Source organism: Pseudoalteromonas piratica (assembly GCF_000788395.1).
Taxonomy (GTDB): Bacteria; Pseudomonadota; Gammaproteobacteria; order Enterobacterales; family Alteromonadaceae; genus Pseudoalteromonas; species Pseudoalteromonas piratica.
This window is the reverse complement of the sequence record NZ_CP009889.1, coordinates 186,976-207,555: the sequence shown is the minus strand read 5'-3', so window position 1 is coordinate 207,555 and position 20,580 is coordinate 186,976. Positions and strand designations below refer to the sequence as shown.

At 38.8% G+C, this 20,580-nt stretch carries 23 protein-coding genes; 11 read left to right on the top strand and 12 right to left on the bottom strand.

Features of this window, described 5'->3' with window-relative positions:
• Nucleotides 1-62: 62 nt before the first annotated feature.
• The 6 genes from OM33_RS15685 to OM33_RS15660 all read right to left on the bottom strand — a co-directional run bounded on the left by OM33_RS15685 (nt 63) and on the right by OM33_RS15660 (nt 4,024).
• Nucleotides 63-515: an SMI1/KNR4 family protein gene (locus tag OM33_RS15685; protein ID WP_199922599.1), complete on the bottom strand. Its 453-nt coding sequence runs from the start codon at nt 513-515 to the stop codon at nt 63-65.
• A gap of 113 nt (nt 516-628) precedes the next feature.
• Nucleotides 629-1,003 (bottom strand): hypothetical protein, encoded by a 375-nt coding sequence (locus OM33_RS15680; protein WP_040134922.1) that lies wholly within the window; start codon nt 1,001-1,003, stop codon nt 629-631.
• A gap of 119 nt (nt 1,004-1,122) precedes the next feature.
• The gene (locus OM33_RS15675; RefSeq protein WP_040134920.1) at nt 1,123-1,428 is read right to left on the bottom strand and encodes a DUF2695 domain-containing protein; all 306 of its coding nucleotides are present in this window, start codon (nt 1,426-1,428) and stop codon (nt 1,123-1,125) included.
• Between the two features lie 112 nt (nt 1,429-1,540).
• Nucleotides 1,541-1,936, bottom strand: coding sequence for a hypothetical protein (locus OM33_RS15670; protein ID WP_040134918.1), 396 nt, complete (start codon nt 1,934-1,936; stop codon nt 1,541-1,543).
• 334 nt (nt 1,937-2,270) lie between these two features.
• Nucleotides 2,271-3,233 carry an alpha/beta fold hydrolase gene (locus tag OM33_RS15665; RefSeq protein WP_234402768.1) on the bottom strand — a complete coding sequence of 321 codons (963 nt, stop codon included), beginning with the start codon at nt 3,231-3,233 and terminating at the stop codon, nt 2,271-2,273.
• A 311-nt stretch (nt 3,234-3,544) separates the two neighbouring features.
• Nucleotides 3,545-4,024 carry a nuclear transport factor 2 family protein gene (locus OM33_RS15660; RefSeq protein WP_040134915.1) on the bottom strand — a complete coding sequence of 160 codons (480 nt, stop codon included), beginning with the start codon at nt 4,022-4,024 and terminating at the stop codon, nt 3,545-3,547.
• A gap of 111 nt (nt 4,025-4,135) precedes the next feature.
• On the opposite strand from OM33_RS15660, the gene OM33_RS15655 reads away from it, so the two are divergent.
• Nucleotides 4,136-4,540, top strand: a complete 405-nt coding sequence (locus OM33_RS15655) for a winged helix-turn-helix transcriptional regulator (RefSeq protein WP_081991163.1) — start codon at nt 4,136-4,138, stop codon at nt 4,538-4,540.
• Here the strand turns inward: OM33_RS15655 and bla are convergent.
• Nucleotides 4,537-5,298 (bottom strand): subclass B1 metallo-beta-lactamase, encoded by a 762-nt coding sequence (gene bla, locus OM33_RS15650; RefSeq protein ID WP_040134913.1) that lies wholly within the window; start codon nt 5,296-5,298, stop codon nt 4,537-4,539. The genes OM33_RS15655 and bla overlap by 4 nt on opposite strands.
• 82 nt (nt 5,299-5,380) lie before the next feature.
• A complete protein-coding gene (locus OM33_RS15645; RefSeq protein ID WP_040134912.1) occupies nt 5,381-6,775 on the bottom strand; it encodes an alkaline phosphatase PhoX in 1,395 nt (464 codons plus the stop codon).
• A gap of 130 nt (nt 6,776-6,905) precedes the next feature.
• On the opposite strand from OM33_RS15645, the gene OM33_RS15640 reads away from it, so the two are divergent.
• The 6 genes from OM33_RS15640 (at nt 6,906) to OM33_RS15615 (ending at nt 13,598) form a co-directional block, all read left to right on the top strand.
• Nucleotides 6,906-7,355 carry a Fur family transcriptional regulator gene (locus tag OM33_RS15640; RefSeq protein WP_040134910.1) on the top strand — a complete coding sequence of 150 codons (450 nt, stop codon included), beginning with the start codon at nt 6,906-6,908 and terminating at the stop codon, nt 7,353-7,355.
• A 32-nt stretch (nt 7,356-7,387) separates the two neighbouring features.
• A complete protein-coding gene (locus OM33_RS15635; protein WP_040134907.1) occupies nt 7,388-8,716 on the top strand; it encodes a dihydroorotase in 1,329 nt (442 codons plus the stop codon).
• A gap of 115 nt (nt 8,717-8,831) precedes the next feature.
• Nucleotides 8,832-9,497: a DUF1826 domain-containing protein gene (locus OM33_RS15630; protein ID WP_040134905.1), complete on the top strand. Its 666-nt coding sequence runs from the start codon at nt 8,832-8,834 to the stop codon at nt 9,495-9,497.
• 147 nt (nt 9,498-9,644) lie between these two features.
• Complete coding sequence (locus OM33_RS15625) at nt 9,645-10,562, top strand: GTP-binding protein (RefSeq protein ID WP_040134904.1); 918 nt, start codon at nt 9,645-9,647, stop codon at nt 10,560-10,562.
• Between the two features lie 231 nt (nt 10,563-10,793).
• On the top strand, nt 10,794-11,249 hold the full coding sequence (locus tag OM33_RS15620; protein ID WP_040134902.1) for a type III secretion system chaperone: 456 nt from the start codon (nt 10,794-10,796) through the stop codon (nt 11,247-11,249).
• 18 nt (nt 11,250-11,267) lie between these two features.
• On the top strand, nt 11,268-13,598 hold the full coding sequence (locus tag OM33_RS15615; protein WP_040134900.1) for a hypothetical protein: 2,331 nt from the start codon (nt 11,268-11,270) through the stop codon (nt 13,596-13,598).
• A gap of 27 nt (nt 13,599-13,625) precedes the next feature.
• Here OM33_RS15615 and OM33_RS15610 read toward each other — a convergent pair whose 3' ends face one another.
• The 4 genes from OM33_RS15610 to OM33_RS15595 form a co-directional block, all read right to left on the bottom strand.
• The gene (locus OM33_RS15610; protein WP_199922598.1) at nt 13,626-14,432 is read right to left on the bottom strand and encodes a substrate-binding periplasmic protein; all 807 of its coding nucleotides are present in this window, start codon (nt 14,430-14,432) and stop codon (nt 13,626-13,628) included.
• A 5-nt stretch (nt 14,433-14,437) separates the two neighbouring features.
• Nucleotides 14,438-15,571, bottom strand: coding sequence for a porin (locus OM33_RS15605; protein WP_040134896.1), 1,134 nt, complete (start codon nt 15,569-15,571; stop codon nt 14,438-14,440).
• Nucleotides 15,572-15,636: 65 nt separating this feature from the next.
• A complete protein-coding gene (locus OM33_RS15600; protein ID WP_040134894.1) occupies nt 15,637-17,508 on the bottom strand; it encodes a methyl-accepting chemotaxis protein in 1,872 nt (623 codons plus the stop codon).
• A 182-nt stretch (nt 17,509-17,690) separates the two neighbouring features.
• Nucleotides 17,691-18,056, bottom strand: a complete 366-nt coding sequence (locus OM33_RS15595; RefSeq protein WP_040134892.1) for a winged helix-turn-helix transcriptional regulator — start codon at nt 18,054-18,056, stop codon at nt 17,691-17,693.
• 118 nt (nt 18,057-18,174) lie between these two features.
• Between OM33_RS15595 and OM33_RS15590 the strand changes: the two genes are divergently transcribed.
• From OM33_RS15590 to OM33_RS15575, 4 genes are all read left to right on the top strand, one after another.
• A complete protein-coding gene (locus OM33_RS15590; protein WP_040134891.1) occupies nt 18,175-18,756 on the top strand; it encodes an NAD(P)H-dependent oxidoreductase in 582 nt (193 codons plus the stop codon).
• Between the two features lie 11 nt (nt 18,757-18,767).
• Nucleotides 18,768-19,316, top strand: a complete 549-nt coding sequence (locus OM33_RS15585) for a redoxin domain-containing protein (RefSeq protein WP_040134887.1) — start codon at nt 18,768-18,770, stop codon at nt 19,314-19,316.
• Between the two features lie 462 nt (nt 19,317-19,778).
• Nucleotides 19,779-19,988 carry a cold-shock protein gene (locus OM33_RS15580; RefSeq protein WP_040134885.1) on the top strand — a complete coding sequence of 70 codons (210 nt, stop codon included), beginning with the start codon at nt 19,779-19,781 and terminating at the stop codon, nt 19,986-19,988.
• A gap of 123 nt (nt 19,989-20,111) precedes the next feature.
• Nucleotides 20,112-20,516 (top strand): hypothetical protein, encoded by a 405-nt coding sequence (locus OM33_RS15575; protein WP_040134883.1) that lies wholly within the window; start codon nt 20,112-20,114, stop codon nt 20,514-20,516.
• Nucleotides 20,517-20,580 lie beyond the last annotated feature (64 nt).

The following is a 20,580-nucleotide window of genomic DNA, read 5'->3' as shown; positions in this document are numbered from 1 at the left end:
ATTAGTGAGGCACGAACTAAGCCAAACTTTATTAGTCCATGCGTTGATGCGTTTGTTATGTGTTATTCATCACAATCGTATAATTGTTCAATAAACATACTGAAGCTATCAGCTACTTTGGTCATGTTGTATTCCCAAGGCTCTCCCTCATAATTTGCCTCTTCATGATCCCAGTAGTAAACAGCACCAAGCTCATGTTTGAGTAGACTAAAACAGAAAACATCACCTCCCGGGCTTTCTCCAAATGGGAGATAATGATCTAAAACCATGCCCTTTAACTCATTGCATTTTGTTACTAAGTCATCAACCGCTAATTTATTTTTTATAGAGTAAAGATAAGCTACGAAATCAAAATGTTTGCCATCAACCATAACACCATCTGGAAATATTGTTCCACCATTGTGCTTTAAGAGGAATTCAGCATATTGCTCTGGGAGTTTAATAGAAAGAGCTTTTTGCGCTTGATCAATATCATCAATGTCAATGGTTTTATAGGAGTTTTTTACTTCAATCAAATCAATCCCTCGATGACACATAACGCCTCGCATAGCGGGCTAATAATGCTTGGCTAAAATTGGTGAGGCACGAACCAAGCCAAGCTTTATTAGTCCATGCGTTGATGCGTTTGTTATGTTTTGACATTCACATTACCTGAGATTTCTTCTTGTTCCCAGAAGATATCAAGTAAATCCTCACTAAATTCAGTTTTTGAATTTCCACTTATAGAACTTAATTCGAACTCTTTAAATTCACCATTAAAGTGTCCACCTGAGCTTATAATTGAGAGTAGTGATGAAACTCCATTTTGAGCACCTAACCTAATAAATTCCGATAACACTTTTCTAGTTTCATCATCAGCTTGTTGCCAGTATTCCAGCAAAGGCTTAATTGATTTATCGGAACACTTTTCAATATCAATTTTCGAGAATTCTTTCCCATAATCTGATACCAGTTCATTTATACAGTCACCTCTAACACCAGATATAAACTTTTCAGGATTCACCTAAGTTCTCCGCAAAACATAACGCCGCTATAAGCGGACAAGTAATTGTTGGCTAAAATGTGTAGCGGAGCGAAACCTAGCCAACTGTTACGGTTCCGTTCTTCATGGCCTTGTTATGTTTACTCTTCTAGATGCCAACCAACAATATCACCGACATCATCATAGACATTAAAAATAACCTCGCAATCACAAAAACCGCCATGTTCATTTAACCAAGGAATTATTTTTTCAGGGTTTAAATTACGACTAATTAAAAAATCCGTTGTTTCTCTTAGTGTGTGATCACAATTTGGAGCATCTTCTCTATTTAGAAACGATAAGAGATCTTTTAATACTTCAATTGATAACGGTAATGAAGCTACTAATTTTTCATGTTCATTTTGCTTGAACTGAGCTTTGAGTTTTTTCTTCTGTTCTTTGTCCATAAGCAAATCTCAAAGTAAACATAACGCCATGATAAGCGGCGTATTAATGTTGGCTATAATTAGCGAAGAATGAGCGCCAGCCAAGCGTTTGGCGTCATTTTTAATGCGTTTGTTAGGTTTTGTTTTTAAATTGAAAGTAATGAACAATTATCTTATTTTTCTTGCTACCAAAAGAACTTTTGAGTAATTCAGCGTGATATAAAGCTCTTTTAACTTCTCTATCAGCAACCCTTTTTGGAATAGCTTCAATTACTTTATAATTTTCTATTTCTCCATTTGAAGAAACGTCAAACTCAACTTGTACTTTTGCATTAATTCTTGAACAGGCTCCTAATAGGAAACCTCTCAATTTCAATGTACCTTTTTCAAATATTACAGGTGTGCTATCTAAATATTCAACTGAGGTTTGAAACTCATTAAGTACCTCTATACTTTGGTCTCCGCAACCTTTGACGCCATACTCAGTAGAGCCAAGACTTAGGAGTAATGCTAATGCAAGAGAATACATGGTGAAAACCTAACAATTTAATATCGACCCAATGGGTATTTTTTCTACTGAGCCTCGGGTCATTTTTATCATTGTACCAGTTCTACCACACTAACTAACTTGTTGCTACAGTTAAACTTTTAATCATTATAGAAATAATAAAAAGGATAAAAACGACCAAATGGGTCGTTTTCCTGAATATAAGAGAAACACATAGCAACTGGTCATAAAATCAGTGCTGAAAAATAATTTTCTAATGACTACTTTTCGCTCATTTCTGCCAGATACATAATTAAATTCAGAGGGTTACTTCCGCAAAGTAATTTGGGCATTGCGCTTTTATTATCTCAAGGGGTTAGTTCGAAACAAACCTAACTGTCTCAAGGATTTTGGCTACCACCGCTTCAGGTGCATCGCCCGGAATGTTATGTGTGGCACCTTTCACAACTATATGCTCTGAATTGCGAGAAAGTTGCGCGATACTTTTTTGCATGTCTGCCCACTTATCACCGACGTTGTAAAAACGAGGAGCCGCTTTATAAGCTTCTCGGTCATGACTCATTACCACCATTTTTAAGTCGCCGAAGTCATAATTATAGTTCTCTAAGGGCGTGAAGAAGCCACCTTCGTTTCGGTAAGCAGCCATCACATTGGCATATCGAAGGCTGGAATAGTATTGGTCTAGCCTTTGGGTCAATGAAGAGTCATATTTCTTAAACAGGTTCTTGATATCGGATATCCCCAGGATTGGATCTGCATAATGCCAAAGTTGCACATAGGAAGAGATAGGAGAGAAAGTCCCGCGTAATATTTCATGTTGATTCTCATGAGCTGAGTCTAACAATATTAGCGCAGCTAAATTAATGTTGGCTTTAGCAGCGGTGCGTCTTGAGATAATGCCGCCGTATGACCGAGCAACTAAAATCACCGGATTGTCACCCGCAATATGTTGTATTAGCGATGCTTGAACTTCAGCCTTCTGCTCTGTCGTAAAATTTGTTGGAATATCGTCACTGCCACCATGACCTAATCGGTCGTAATAGCATGACGTAAATGTCTCTGGTAATTGCTCAGAAATTGGTAACCAGACCTCTTGGGAGTCATCACCATAACCAGATTCAAAAAATACATACGGTTTTCCGCTTCCTGTGCAGACATACCTAACTTGTTTACCTTCAAATGAGAAATAGTCACCTGATAGAGGAACCGGCTGATGAACAAAAAAAGCGGCAACTCGCAGTAAACAGTAACCAGTTAAAACAATTAAACTAAGAAAGATAAGTTTTTTTGAGGCAAGGCGTTGAAGAGAATAAGCCACATTAATCCTTTAATTTATAGTATCTTACAAATCTATTTAATCATAAATATTAATCAGGAACTATCTTACTCAACGCTTTTTTCATTGCTGTCTACGGTTAGTAAGCGCAGGGAATTAACGCTGATAATCACTGGTAAATAATCTAATAGAATTTTCCTAATGTGTATATCACTCCCATTATATTCAGAGCAGCTCTTTCAGATGTAAGTTTACAATGAACGTTTTTTAGCTCATTAAAAATCAACTCATGAAGACTTAACTTATACTGCTAAACTGAATAAACAAAAAGGGAGTGTTCACTCCCTTTAACTTTAAAACACACCATTACTATTTCGCACTTTACCACCCACCATCAAACTGTATAAACGCATCGAAAAACTTAAACCTTGCACGGCATCCCAATGCTCTACTAATTGGCCATTTTCTAAACGCCATGTATCGATAATATTGAAACCTTGCGAATCATCACCACGATGTTTGCGCTTAAGTGTCGCATGTGAGTGAACAATAACGTAATCACCATCAACAAATACATGTTTAACATCGTAACTAAATTCAGGCGATGTTTTTACAAGATTGCTCACGGTTTTCACTACGCCTTCAATATTGTCAGCCATAGTACGGTTATGTTGTTTATAACTATTTTGGCCATACTGCTTAGTAACTTCGTCAAAGTTGTGATCGTTCATTATCAGTTGAATAAAAGCGATAACTGCTTCTGCTTTTTCTTTGTCTTGTGCCGACCAATGGGGCTTCAATAAGGCTGCAATATTAATACTTGGCTTGTTCATATACTCTCTCAAGATTCAAAATAATTTAACTTTCATTTTGCAAGTTAAATTATTTGCTTGCGTTTTGCAAGTAAATTACACTTTCTCTACTTTTTAAAATTGAGCATATTTATGGCTAAACGATCACTTTGCCCTATTTCTAATGTATTGGATCACCTTGGTGATAAATGGAGCTTATTAATCCTTAGGGATTTGATTTTTTTCAATAAACACTCTTACTCTGAGCTACAACACTCTGAAGAGAAAATGGCAACGAATATCTTGTCGAGTAGATTAGAAAAACTTGAAAGTGTTGGTTTAATTAGCAAGCAAACAGCGCAAAATGATAAGCGAAAAAAGCTCTATACACTTACTCAAGCGGGTAAGGATACCTTACCAATATTGCTCGAAATGATTGTTTGGAGTAGTAAGCATGGAAAAGGTTTGAACCTACCAGCGCAGGTTTTAGAGCGAATGAAAAATGATCGTGAAGGATTAATAAATGACTTGCTGGCAAATATTAAAAGCGCATCTTAGTGCGCTTTTAATATTGACCCTGAACTAGGATTACTTTTTTGCTCTGCGAGGTAATTTTCAGCAAGCTTGGCGGTATGAAGTAGTAATGACTGATCGCCAGAGCGACCGTGTCCCGGAAACACTTGTTTGATAGTTGGGTACGTATTTAGAGTATTTTCAATCGATGTCGGCCACTGTGCAACAACTGCATCTTCCAAGTTTCCTAAATGCTTGCTGTTAAGCCCCTTTACAAAGCAACCCGCAAATAGCATTTGATGTTGTTCTAACCACACCACAACGTTATCAGCAGTATGGCCACCACCCGGATAAAATACGTCTATTTTATCTTGCAACAAGGAAAACGGGGTTTCTTCAATAGTGTGTTTGGCAGATAAGCCTTTATGTTGTTTTAGTAAACGGTTTGTTTCTTGATAAGCATATGTCGGAATATTGCGCTTGTTTAACACATCAAGACCACCACTTGCATCTTGATGAAAATGCGTGACAACTGCGGCTTTAAGCATAAAACCTTGATCTTTTGCCCATTCAACAAGTTTGAGCGTGTCATCATTCGACCATGGCGTATCAATTATGTATGCATCTTTATCATCAACAACAACCAAACCTCGTGCTGCAACATTGCCCCACTTACCGACTTGTTGGTAAGAAATGTGCTCATAAACACCTTCACTTAATGGTGTAATAGTTAACTGTGAGTCAGCTGCACTCAGGCTTAAACTCGCAAGAAAAAACGAGAATAGCGCACATTTACCAACCATATTAATTGTCCTAACCTATTAAAATTTATAAAAAAGCAAAAACTAGCTTGAGAGGTCAATCATCATGGCAAAAGTGCATCGCTTACACAATTACATTTTCAAACTCATGCCATGGACCGGTAATTGCTAAGGTACGCGTTGGCGAATATAAGTTAACAAAGAGTACGCTTCCATCAGGCGAAAAACACGCTCCAGCCGGTTCGGTATTAATATTTATTTTTGCAAATGGATACACCTCACCGCTCGGAGTTACACCACGCAAATAGTTATTCGGGATCAAACTGTATTGGTCTTCACATACCAATAAATGTCCTTTTGGCGTTACCGTTAAGTTATCACCAAAGTTATACAATGACTTATCGCTACTTTCTAAAAACAGCTGCAATAACGCGGGGTGTTTTACCTCATCTTTTGTGCCTTCAAAGGCTGAAGGTTGATATCGCATAATTTGACCAAGCTGCTTTAATCCACCGTTAGTACAGCAAAAATAAAGTTCGTTTTCACCAAAATGAATGCCTTCGCCACGGGCAAAAACCGCCGCACCCGCTTCAAAACCACGTTGACGTAGGTCGTCTTCTGGGCTTTCAGGGTTTTCAATATCTATCCATTCCACTTCAAACCACTGTCCAAGAGGTAAATCCGATGCCTGCCAATTTCGTGTGTCAAACTGCTTAGCGTACTTAAAAACAAGCGCTTGCAATTGTCCTCCCAAATGCAGTTTTGTTTTTACGTTTGGTATAAAACGATAAAACAAGCTATCGCCTCTATCCTCTGTGAGATAGACAATGCCCGTACGGGGGTCGACCGCAGCTGCTTCATGATTAAACCGCCCCATAGCGCGGAGTGGTTTTGCCTCTACCAACCCTGTTGCGTTTGCTGGCACCTCAAATACATAGCCATGTGATTGACTAATTTCTCCGTCAGGGGTTGCGACAGATTCTTCACAAGTTAGCCAACTGCCCCAAGGGGTTATACCACCAGCACAATTACGAATTGTGCCCACTAAACTATAAAATTCACGTTCCACTTTTTTCGTGCGTAAATTATAAATAATGTGAGTCGTACCACCAGGTAATGCCACTTTATGGTTGTGCGTATCATAGGCAAATTCACTAACGTGATGTTGTATTTCAGTCGACGCCTCAGCCAACTGCTGCGGACTTAATTCATGATTACGAACCAACGCAACGCGCTCATTATCAAGTGCAAAACAGCCCATGCCATCAGCGCGATCTGGCACCGTTAAGCCATCACTCATTTTATTATTTAGAGAAGATATAACGCGGTAGCTAAATCCTTTTGGCAGGTCAATTAATGCATTCTTATCAGTTACTAAATTGCCGTACCCTCTAACACTCGGGGTTTTGACTCGAGTAGGGTTAGCTGAAGGATTAATAGCACAACCGAGTAAGCTGCTGCTTAAACCCATAAAAGCTAATCTGACTGTGTTTTTAGTAAATTGCCTACGTGAAACCATTTAATGCCCCTTTTATTATATTTTTTAACCTACTCTACTCAGACGTTATTGTCATTAAATCACAGAGAATCTTGCCTTTGGCTTTATTTGTTATAATATAACATTTCACAAAATCATAACAGGGGCGCAAATGTTATCAATTGAGAAGGAAGCGGAGCTAAAGCAACGGTTCAAGTTAGCGGGAGTAAAAGCAACGCAAAAACGAATGGAAATTTTTCATACCTTGGTATTGGCTAATCGTGCGCTTTCTCCCTACGAATTAGCACATTTTTGTGAGCATGATTTTTCGCTTTCTGTTCCCGTGGTCTCAATTTACCGCACACTTGACTTACTTGTTTCGGTTAACCTTGTTCATAAATTAGATTTGGTAAACAAATACATAGCCTGTGCACATTTAGAATGCCAATCACATCACCCTCACAGTCAATTTTTAATTTGTAACGTCTGCCAAAAAGTCACCGAAATCCATATTCCACACACCATTACAACTGAGTTGAGTGAGCATATTGCAAAACATGGATTTCAACTTAAATCACCTCAATACGAGTTTCAAGGCGTTTGCCAAGCGTGTTCGTCTTGAACCATTAACGTTCACCTTATGCGGAATATAAAATGAATCAAACCCTTTTAAAAAATGCCAAAATTGTTAATGAAAACAGCATATTTGAAGCAGACTTGCGGATTAATCAAGGCCGTATAGAACGCATCGACAAACACCTCAACGCACAACCAAATGAACAGGTTATCGATTTAAATGGGGATTGGTTACTTCCGGGCATGATTGATGATCAAGTCCATTTTCGCGAACCAGGCCTTGAATGGAAAGCAAACATTGCCAGCGAATCGCGCGCGGCGGTAGCCGGTGGCATTACAAGCTATATGGAAATGCCCAATGTAAATCCTGCAACCACAAACCATGCGGCTTTAAGGCATAAGCGCGATATTGCCGCGGTCAATTCACTGGCAAACTACGCATTTTACTTAGGCGCGACGCCTGACAACCTTGATCAAATTAAGGCGTGTGACCCAAAAACTGTGTGCGGTGTAAAAGTATTTATGGGTGCATCAACAGGTGATTTATTAGTGGAGCACCCAGCTGCACTTGAAGCAATTTTTAAGGAATGCCCAACACTTATCGCCACACATTGTGAGAAAGGCGATATTATAGCCAACAATTTAAAAGGGTTGGCAGATAGACCGCTAACGATTCACGACCATCCGATTATTCGCGATGTTGAAGCGTGTTATGCTTCGTCTTCTTACGCGGTAAATTTGGCTAAAAAGTATGGTAGTGACTTACATGTTTTGCATATCACAACAGCTAAAGAGCTAGCATTATTTGAAGCTGGCCCTATCGATAATAAACACATTACCGCAGAAGCCTGTGTCCATCACTTATGGTTTAACCAAGATGATTACACCCGCCTTGGTAATTTAATTAAGTGTAACCCTGCGATTAAATCAGAGCATGATCGCCTCGCTTTATTAAACGCATTAAACGATGGCCGAATAGACATTATTGCCACTGATCATGCACCGCATACATGGCAAGAAAAACAAGTACCCTATAGTGAAGCACCCGCAGGATTACCACTGGTTCAACATGCTCTGCAGAGTTTATTTGACCAAGTAAAACGCGGTGCATTAACTATTGAACAAGTTGTTGAAAAAACAGCACATAATCCCGCAAAACGCTTCAAAATTAATGAACGTGGTTTTATTCGAGAAGGCTACTTTGCCGACCTAACCGTGGTGAGCAATAGCGCGAATGAAGCGGTAACACACGATAATACCCAATATCACTGTGCATGGTCACCATTTGCTGGTCATCAGTTTTCCCATAGCATTCGCTACACCTTTGTGAATGGTCAATGCGTATACAGCCATGGCGATATTATTGACGACACAGTTTCTGCAATGCCGTTGGTATTTAACCGTTAACATCACGATTCAATATTTGCCCTTGCAAAATGTTACAGTATAACATTACAATCAAGCGCATGTATTTTATGTGAATAAGCTCATTTGGGCTTATTCACTTTTTTGGGGCAATAAAATGAGCGTTCAAGCTATTCAAGAAAGTTACGATCTGGATATTCGCCGTGCAGCGATATCAGATATGCCAAATGTACTGGCAGATATTTACCGTGAAGATGTCAATATCGCGGTATGGCAGGAAAGTTTAAATCAACAAGCAATCGACGACGCAAACACTATTTTAGCGAATAGTGAACAGCTCAACCTTGTTATTGCTGCAACACCAAACGACATAATCAAACAACTTTCAGAGCACAGCGAATTAGCAAGTCACACCGCACTTTGTCAGCACATTCACACGTTACTTGATATGTTTTGTACTTTGTTTGAACTAAAACGGGCAGGCTTACGCTTAACAATTCTAGACAAAGCGATGTGTCCAAAGTTTCATGTCGATAAAATACCGTGCCGCTTGGTATCAACTTTTAGTGGAACTGCAACAGAGTGGCTACAACATCAAGATGTTGACCACAGTAAATTGGGTGCCGCAAGTGTTGGTTTAAGCGATGAAGAATCAGGTGTTTATCAAAATGAAGCTCAGATACAACAATTAGCTGCCGGTGATGTTGCACTTTTAAAAGGCTCTGGCTGGATTAATAATGAGCACGCGGGTCTTGTTCATCGCTCACCCTACCAAGCAAAAGATCAACGACGATTGGTGATCACTCTCGATTTTATTGACTAATACTCTTTAGCAGTTTTTAACGATGCAAACGCACTATGCTTATTACAAGTTAACAATAAGCGTGTGCGTTTTTACCAAGCATTTGTCAAATCATTACATTCATAGATTCAGAAGTAACTAATAAGCACAATTATTTGGAGAAATTAAATGGAAGCAATCGTCGTCATTGTTGGCTTTCTTGGCGCAGGCAAAACAACCTTGTTAAAAAAACTAGTTGATGATGCAACCGCCCGAGATTGGCAACCTTTTGTTGTGCTTAATGACTACGAAAGCGCTGACTTAGACATTGCCCAACTCAGCGAAAAGCTAGACGCTAAATGGTTAAAAGCACTAAGCGGAAGCTGTATTTGTTGTAGTGGTATTTCAGAGCTTCGAGATTCGGTAAATCGCATTCCTGAGCGTAAAAATGGCATTACCTTTATTGAAGCAAATGGCACCACGGATGCATGTTCATTAATGGGCTTTCTGGGCGTTGGCATTAACGAACGCTTTTTACCACCCATTCAAATTTCGGTTGTCGATGTTAATAACTGGCAGCAGCGTGATATCTACAATGAGCTTGAAGCAAATCAAATCCAAGTATCGTCTATATTAGTGCTTACCCATGAAGATAAAGTGGATGAAAGCCGCCTAAATAACGTTAAAGTTGCGCTTCAACAACTCAATCCAAGTGCACACATTATTAGTGTCGCCGAATTAGACTTAACTCAGTTACCTGAGGTTGCCCCCTCTAACAACATAGCAACAAAACTCGACCATCATAAAGCACACTGGGCATCGAGCTCAATCGACCTGCCACCCCTACCGGATTATCAATGCATTAAAGATATTTGCGAGGCATTGCCGCCATCTATTTTAAGAATAAAAGGGTGCACCACTATCGCAAACCAGCCAAGCTATATGTATTTTGAGCGCTGCCCAGATGGTGAGATTTATGTTAGACCTTACCGAGGAAAACCTGATACTGGCGCCAAACTATTAACCATTGGCCCAGGCAGTGATAAGCCATTACTTGAAAGAGTCATCAATCAAGCTTTAAGCTCAGCCAAACAACGTGCTGAATAATTCTTAAAAAGTGAAACCATGTGAATACAGCTTGATACACTACTTACTCTGTTTATAGTGTTGTATCAGCGTGAACTTGGGTGCCTTAAAACGATGCATGCATTCGTTTAAAGGCATACAACTACCTAGTGACTATATTCTAAAAGCTAAAAAAAAGCGCCCATTTAAGGCAGCCATTATTCAAGCTTAGGGTTACTCTACCCTATCTGGTAGCACTTATGAGATCACGTCGTGGATAAAACTACAGCGCGCGTATTAATTGAGACAACGGGAAGTTTATTAAACGCAACTTTGTTAAAAGAGTATCAAGATGCACGCTGGGAAATGTCTGTTCAACGCCAAGCCTTATTTATCAAATACGCTAGCAAAAAGCCTGAGCTAATACTCTACACACCAATTACCAAACAGCTTAGGGAGCTGCCCAAGAAGATGCTCGAATCTTTACTTTGCTTTAATAGCCAAAGTGAAAAAACTGGCGGCGTATTTGTGTCGATGACACAGCCGCAGGGAGCACTTTTGTTGATGATACATGTGAGCTTAAGTGATTTAGATGCCAACAGCTTACGCAAAATCGCAATTCACTTACTCAACAAAAACATTGTATGGCAAGGCATGATAAAAAAGCTGCCTGACTCCAGCACTTCCAACGTAATGCGCTCCCCTCTTGAAGCTACGATTCGCGTATAAATAAGGACATTTTAATTCATGCCATTTACGACCGACTCAGTCAATACAACTAACCTAAATAACCCACACACAACACATACAACTGAGCAGTCACAATCAAACAACGATCTGTTAGATATATCGTTATCGAATAGCGAACTCTCAATCCTTTTAGAGTGCGAGTATCACGATTCGTTAGAGCAGCATATAAGCGATCCAATTACGCTTGAAAATCTTCATAAGTTTACGGCTAAACAGTCACTTGAAATTGACAAGCTTGGCAAAGCTACACAAGCCATAGCCACTGAATTTAATTTGCAAATGTCAGCGTTTTTTACGCACATTGACGACCTTGAATTTGATCAGCAAAGTATGACTTTCGATGAGTTAGATTTATTATCAAATATCGATGATAACGATTTTTTCCAAACCGATTTTGATGAATTCTTTGATGATTCTGATATTGAATACAGCATTTCAAGCACCAGCTCACTTGAAAGCGATGACGCCCATTGGCAAACATTTTTGCAAAACTTACTAAGCAGCGATAACGAATTTAACAATATCGATCATACAAACCAAACAAATGATTCAGAGTTATTAAATTCAAAGCAACCTATTGTTAAACAGTGCTTTTTAACCCCCAAAATAGCAAACCCTACAGGCAATGAGCTATGCAATATCAGTATCGAACGTCTGATAGAAACAGATAAAGAAATTCGTAGTTATGAACAACAATCTGATGCAATCAAAAGTCAAATTTTCGCATTTGCGCTACATATGATTGAACAAAATAGCGATGTTGACACATCGTTACTTACAGCAAGTGTCGACTCTATTGAAGCACGAGAAGCAATCAATACACTTGCTGAAAAAGCAGTCCAGTTTGCCAAAAATATCGTGATAAGTAATCATTTTGAGCAAAACATCACGCCCTCTCAGCTAACTGAAACTGACGCTCAAAATTATGTGCAAGGGACAGTCTTAAAGCAAAACGAATATCAAAAACTAACAAACTTAGTTGACCATTTTCATCAGCATATCATCAATGATTCTTTGCCTGATGAAATAAAAGGGTCACTACAAGCATTAAATACGCAAGAGCAATTAAGTGTGCTTCAACAAGCATTTGCGACTTTAAAAACTCATGGTTTAGTTGGCTCACAATCCATCAGTGATCAATTGCAAACCATGATGATATTAGATGCACATCAGTTTGCTTGTTCAGAACAAAAACTAGACAATGTACTTTTTGAACTCTCAGTAGCAAATAATAAAACGCTGAAGCCGTTCTTTAATTTCAAACATAACCAAGCGCATGTTCACCTGAAACAAAATTTACAACAACACTTAGAAAAATTCTCAGGTGGATGGTGTACTGAAAACGTAGAGCAGTTTGCAAAAAACATGCAATTAACTTTAAAAGAGAACAACCTTTCTTTTGATCGATTTGAATCGCAAATAACCGCTAAATCACAGCTAGAGAGCAGTACTTGGCGTGGTATTGATGATGCAAACATAGCAAACAAGCTCGTTTCTCTTCGCAGTCAAGATATGCTCTCTTTATCACTTGAGCCTAAATATCGCATATCAGAGACAAGCTCTTTGTTTAGCTCATCACACAGTACATTGGATGGTGAACCACTGGATCGTATCTCGTTATCAAGCCCATTTAATTTAGCAGGAGAAAACTATTTAATTGCTTACTCTCATAAAACAAGTGATGCCTCAAACGAAATAACAAAAACACTTATTAAATGTGATACATCTAAAGGTTCGTTCACGCCGAAAGTGATTGGTGATCACTTAAGCTTGTCACACAATGCTCTTGAAAGGTTGGGTAATTGGTTCGAGGCTAATGAAGCAATACCATTACAAGATGATTTATCTAAACACTTAATATCGGCAAATACCGCAAAACTAACCAATCAATTGCGTCCCGATTTTGATGAGATTGTTCACCGATACATCCCGTTATCAGATCCCAATTCTGAGATAATCGTATTCCATAACGAGCAAGATAGTAATAACAGCGTCATACCAAAAATGGAATTTAAGTTTAAAATAGACCCGAACGATCCGCTAACAACACCGCGCTTAGTCTCAATTGAAAATATCGACGCGGGTTCTTCATGGGTTGGCAATCCACACGCAAAATATGGCCATGACGAATTGATCAATTTAGGCAAGCTTGTACCAGACCTTTATGAGAGTGATGACAAAGTATATGACGTGCCAATGGACATAGAACATACTGTAAGCTTATCCGTAGCTAAAATGCTCGTAAAACAAAGTATGGCCGATTCTGCAGCTGAAGCGTATCAACGCGCCCATTTAAAACCACTTGAACACTTATTGGTGAAAGTGTAATTATCTATTTTCAGCAAAAAAATACACCTAATCGTCATTATTCAAAGAGGGTTGCTGCTGGTTTGATATCTGTTTGATTGCACCATTTAGGCTAGTTAAAAACATGTCAAAATCAGCAAAATGTTTAACATATTCTTTTGAAAAACCAATATGTGCAGATTGTGAAGAGATGGTTTCCATTACAATAAAATCATCATTATTTGGCATATCATTTTGTACCATGGTTTCCTTGAGCACCAGTAAGGTAGATGTTTTATCGTTTATGTAGCAGTCAATGCGTCGCTTAAGCAGTTTTTCCACATTATGTTCAGTACTTTTATTACTTTCGAGTAAAATTGCCCCGCGTGTAACCGCTTTTTGATACGCATCATTTAACAAGATATAACCTGCATTAATACCTAAACTTAAAGGCTTTGATACTTCAGACTTTGAGAAATAATCGCCAAGGCGAACATTTTTATGACACAACACCACCACTTCTTCGAGCCCAATTCTTTCAGAGTAATGAGAGATAAAAGGTCGGGTTGAGGTGTGCCTATATGGAGGTAAAATAGCGAACTCTTTTCCTTGCTCAACAAGCATTAACGCTCGCTTCCACGGCAAAGGTAAAAAACGGATATGATAGTTTGGTGCCAATTCTCGACTTACTTGGCGAATAAAGTCAATGTAAACCCCCTTTACTTTGCCATTTTCAACATAACTGTATGGAGGGTAATCATCATCAACTAAAATACGTATTTCTTGGCTTTCTTTGGCAACTAATTGAGCACTAAAATAAAGCAGCAAGACAAAGCCAATTAAAAAGCGCAAATATTTGTAGAAACCAAAATCCATATTGTTTAATAAGCCCACTGCTGAGAATAATCGTAGCGAAATCCGATAGAAATAGATTGTGAGTCTAGTAGAAAATCAAAGTCTTTGGTTAAATATTCTAAATGAAAGCGTAAATTGTCACTTGGCAACCATTCGAGAGTCAAATTTGCGCCTTGATGACTATTGCTACCATACGCATTTATCCCATCATCAAAATCAAAAAAGCCGAGTTTTGCGCGATACAAGGGATGAAAACGATACCCAAGAGACACATCTAGTGTAGAACCACTACGAGGGGTTAATCGTTGATAATCAACATCCTGATACGCAATAGCTGCGTACAGATTGTCAGTAATATCGAGTGCCGCCATGCCAGCTAACACTTCTGTTTCACCTATTTTGATTTGCTGCTCGTTAAAGTCATTTTGTGTTGAATAAGTTAAAGATAAATGCAGGCCATTACTGCTATAACCTAACCCCGTATTAATAAAATCAGCAAAATCATCGCCATTATCACCATCAAATTGTCCACCAATCATAAACTTAAAGTCGTTAAATTGGTTTTCATACGTCACCAGGTTATTAACAAAAAATGGGCTCTCTACGTCATAAGCAAATGGGCTGCTGCGATGATTAAAAATATCAACATATTCAGCAATTAAGGTATATTGAACAGGCCTTTGTTTACCAAGACCGATTTGCCCTATGGGCGAGTCTAGCGCTACATAAACTTGTCTAGCTTTACCAAAGTCACCATTATTGCCAAGATCAATACTCCACTCACCATGCGCTATAGCTTGCCATCCAGGCTGAAATTGATAAGTTGATTTAAAACCCGCATGAGACAAAGCATCTTGAATATCCATAAACTCATCATCTTGCTCTTCAATGTAGCCATAGGTCGGCCGTAATGTGGCATAGAGCTTAATGGTGCCATCCTCTGGCTTTTTGGGTTGAGCAGTGTTTGTTTTAGCTGTTGCTACGTTTTGTGTATTGGGTTCACTTTGCTGGTTTGCTTTTGCTTCCAAATCAGCCAAGCGTTTTTGCAACTCTACTAACTGCTTTTTTATTAACTCAATTTCACTTTTTTGGCTGTTATTCGCAAATGCAGCATGACAAAACAAGGGCAGTGAAATAAGCATTACTGTAAGGCGTTTCATCGGCATATTCCTCTAAATGACTAACTGGCTAAACTGCTCGCCATTGAAGTAAAAAGCGCTCTTGGTTACACCTTGAATCGGTCAAGTATTTGTTTTTGTTCTTGAATACTATTTGCTTGTAACTCTATTGATTCACTCGTTTGATGCGCATAATTCGACACATTGACTGAAATATCACGGATCTTAACGGTATTTTCATTAATTTCTTCCGATACCGAGCTTTGCTCTTCGGCCGCCGACGCAATTTGTGTATTCATATCATTAATTAAATTGATTGCTGCACAAATTCTATCGAGAGCTTGTTGCGTACTTTGTGCTTGTTCGACAGTTTCGAGCGCCGCACCTTGACTTAGTTTCATTGCTTCAACCACCGTTTTTACACCCGATTGTAGTTGATCAATCATGGCGCGAATTTCAGTTGTGGAATCTTGGGTACGAGACGCCAGTGTACGAACTTCGTCAGCCACAACAGCAAAACCTCGGCCTTGTTCGCCCGCGCGAGCTGCTTCTATTGCTGCATTTAACGCTAGTAAGTTGGTCTGCTCAGCTATTTCATTGATCACCTGTAAAATGGTTTCAATGTTGTGCGTTGCATTCTCTAAAACTTCCACATTTGCAACGGCCTGTTCTATGCGTGACGATAGCGTACCAATAAGCGAGGTTGTTTGTTCAACAATGTGCACACCCGTCTGCGTTGCATTGTCGGCCTCTTTGGTTGCTTCAGCTGCACTGAGTGCATTGTTTGCCACTTCCGAAGCGGTCACCGTCATCTGATTCATTGCCGTTGCAAGCAAATCAATTTCTTGTAACTGAGAAGATACCGCTGCATTTGAGTCTTGCACCCCTTGTTGCGATACCTGCATACTACTCAATACGTCGTCACCGGTTGATTTTAAGAGCTTAATTTGCTCCCTTAGGTTTTCTTTAAAGAGGTTAAACCCGGTTGCAAGTTCAGCAAACTCTTGATCGGTGTCGGTAGATAAGCGTCTTGTTAAGTCACCTTCACCAGTCGCGATATTTTCAATCGCACTATTAAGTGCATTTAGTGGCGTCAGTAATTTTTTGATAATAAATTGCAACACGAGTACGCTTACCACTAAAGCAATAATACTGAAAATAATCAATTGATTACGCATATCGGTAACTGCTTTATACGCAATTTTTTCGTTAAGCAACACGCCTATGTACCAATCCTGCTCAGGAATTTTAGCAAACCTTAAGTTAAATTCTTCGCCATCAACGATTGGGTGTTCAATGTTATTAACCTGAATGCGAGAGTTTGGTAAAAACTCACTCATATTTTTGCCATTTTTACTGGCATCAGGGTGGGCAATTACCACACCACTTTCCGACACAATAAAAATGTAACCCGCGTCGAACAGTTGCACGCGATTAACTAAATCCGATAAACCAGACAAACTCAAATCAAAAAAGATCGCGCCAATAAATTCGTTCGCTTTAATCAAAGGTGTGGCAACAGAAATCAGTATTTCACCTGTCGCTGAATCAGCATAAGGTTCAGTAATAATAAGTTGTCGCTCATTTTTTGCTTTTACATACCAAGGTCTTACTCTTGGATCCCAACCAGCTCCTGGCTCCCAATTAGGATCACTTTTAAAGTTTGAACCATCCGATTCGTAGCCGCCGCCGATCAGTAAAAACTCTTGTTTAATTTCTGGAATACGAATGACATCGGTAATGTGCTGATGAGAAGGGTCTAATTGCGCAAGCGATGTAGCATAACTGGCAATTGCTTTTTTCCCACCTAACTCCGACGAAACTGTATTTTTAACACCGTGAACAATGTCTTGAATACTTTCTTCGATGGTTGTTTGAAGTTTTGATTTAACAGTGAAAAATTGAATGGTGCCAAGAAAGGCAATGGTGATAATAAGTAACAGCGAAGATGCAATTGCAACCTTATGAACAAATTTCATAACATTCTCAACCTAATGTTTGCTACATAACTAAAAAGCGCCTAAGCAATTAGATTGCTAAGCCTCTTTTTATGAGATGTCTTTAACATTAGTTGATAAGTTTACATTTTTCCTGCGCATTAACGGCTAATTGTATGCCAAAATAGCCTATCTAAAAGCCCGTTAAGCTGTGATATTTAAGCTTATTTAATGGCTAAATTATGTGACTCAGACCACTGTCTCAGCGACTCTAAAATATTAAGTGCAGAGCGACCAAACTCTGTTAATTCATAAGTCACAGCCACTGGGCGTTCATTAATGACTTTGCGTAAAACCATGCCCTCTTGTTCGAGTTCTTTTAGGCGTTGATCAACCATTTTTTTAGTTGCACCACCTAGCATTCTGACTAAATCATTAAAGCGAACAGGCTGATCTTTTAAATGATAAATAATTGAGCCCTTCCATTTTCCGCCAATTAAACGCATGCCTTTTTCAATGGCACATGGTTCATCACACACATTAAAAACTTTTTTCTTGCCTTTAGTGTCTGTTTTTACATAACTTTCCACTAAAAATATGCCTCTAAATACTAGGTTACTAAAAGTATACTAATTGAATTAACATACTAGGTTCCTAAAATATACCTCATTAACACTTTTAATGAAACCTAACATTAGGAAGTAACATATGAGCAATATTTTAATTATTAATGGTCACCAGTATTACCCATTTTCAGAAGGTAAGTTAAACGCAACCTTAGTAGACAAAGCCGTTTCACTATTGACGCAAAAAGGTCACGAAACACACGTTGTAACAATGCAAGACGAAATAGATGTTGAGAAAGAGCTTGAAAATCACCAATGGGCAGACGTTGTTATTTTTCAGTCACCGATTAATTGGATGGGCGTGACTTGGTCATTCAAAAAGTACATGGATGAAGTTTACACAGCTGGAATGGGCGGCGCATTGTGTAATGGCGACGGTCGAACAGCCGAAGAGCCAAAAAAACATTATGGGCGCGGTGGCACACTAACAGGTACTAAATACATGATGTCTGTCACATTTAATGCGCCGGAAGAAGCTTTTAATGATCCAAGTGAGTTTTTTAACGGTAAATCGGTAGATGATCTACTCTTTCCTATGCACATGAATTTTAAATTTTTTGATATGCACGCATTACCAACATTTGCCTGTTTTGATGTGATGAAAAACGCAAATGTAGAAAACGATTTAGAACGTTTTACAGCTCATCTCAATAATCACTTTTAACGGAGTAAATAATGTCTTTTGAATACACACAAAAATTACATGCAGGTACGGTATTTCCGAAATTTGATGCAACACTGTTATCTGGTGAGACGATTGAGATTGGCTTACCGACCGCCAATCATGATTGGCAATTAGTTCTGATTTATCGCGGTCGACACTGCCCGCTTTGCACTAAATACCTCAATCAATTAGCGACTTTTCAAGAGCGATTATCTGAAATTGGGGTAGATATAGTGGCCATTTCAGGTGACAGTAAAGAACAATTAGCTTCTCATTTAGAGCAGCTTACGGTGAACTTTCCAATTGCTTATGGCCTAACAATAGAGCAAATGAAAACTCTGGGTCTTTATATTTCCGATCCTCGCTCTGAACAAGAAACCGATCACCCTTTTGCTGAACCAGGATTATTTGTTGTAAATGCAAAGGGTGACATTCAAGTTGTCGATATATCAAACAACCCATTTGTCCGTCCTGAGTTGGAAGCATTAGTAAATGGCTTAGCGTGGATCCGAAACCCGGATAACAATTATCCAATAAGAGGAATGCACCGTAAGAAATGAGTGAAAAATACTGCATTTTTCAGTGAGTAAACAATGCTCATTTGCCAAACTGTAAATAGCCATCGGACCTAAACGCCCCTTTTTTAGGTCCATTGGCTTTGTTTAACTTAATATCGATAGTGGGGAATTATCATAAAATTCTATTAATTTCTTATTCATCAATTAATTATTTGCAAGTACAACGCTAAAACTCGCTTAGCACGGAAAACTGAACTTGATTATTAAACAAACAACTTTTGGGTAAAAACTTCTCAATTTTGTCATTAAATTATCATTGACTTTGCCTTGTATGACAGTTACCTTGAGTTAGTAGCTAATAAGTTGAGTTACAGTATTATTTCTTCATTTCGCCGAATATGTTGTACGACGTCCTGTAGTCACTAACACTTTGCTTTATTTTGACGCTATTCACGCTCATTATGAGCAATTGTTACACCCAAATTTATATACTGGATTTATATCATGTCAGAAAAAGTAAACGGCACTGTTAAGTGGTTCAATGAATCAAAAGGTTTTGGCTTTATCGAGCAATCATCAGGCCCAGACGTATTTGTACACTTTAGTGCTATTACTGGTGACGGCTTCCGTACCCTTACTGAAGGTCAGAAAGTTGAGTTCACTGTAACGACTGGTCAAAAAGGACCTCAAGCTGAAAACCTAGTGGTTTTATAAGCAAAAATTCCGGAGGCAAGTAATCTACTTGCCTCAGCTCCTCCTGCTATCTAACACCAATTGCTAACTTTCTTATCGCTATTTTTCCGTTACACTTAGTATTTATCTTTTTGTAGTTTGTTTATGAAGTCTATTGCTGCTAACCGCCACGGAAAATGTGAAATCAATTTAATTGATGAACGTATTATTTCGGCTGCATTTATTGGTAGTTTTAATGAAACAGCGGTGCTAAATTACGCAAATGAAATTAAACGTCTCGTAAACAGCTTTCAAAATCAACCCTTCGCCATGCTAATTAATAACCTTGAAATCGAAGGGGGCACGCCAGACGCATATCAAGCACTCGATAAGTACAATGAATGGTTAAATCAACAGGCGATTATTGCAAAAGCCTTTATCATTGATAACAATGTTACCAAGCAAATCTTACTCGCGCGAACACCCGCGCTTAAACAACAAAATATCGCGTTTTTTGAAACATTAGACGAGGCTGAAAGCTGGCTTAAAGCACAATTAGCTAAATGTTAACACGCTGGAAAGTATTGTTTATCTGTTAGCCCCCACCTCCTTTTGCTGAAACTAAAGATAAATA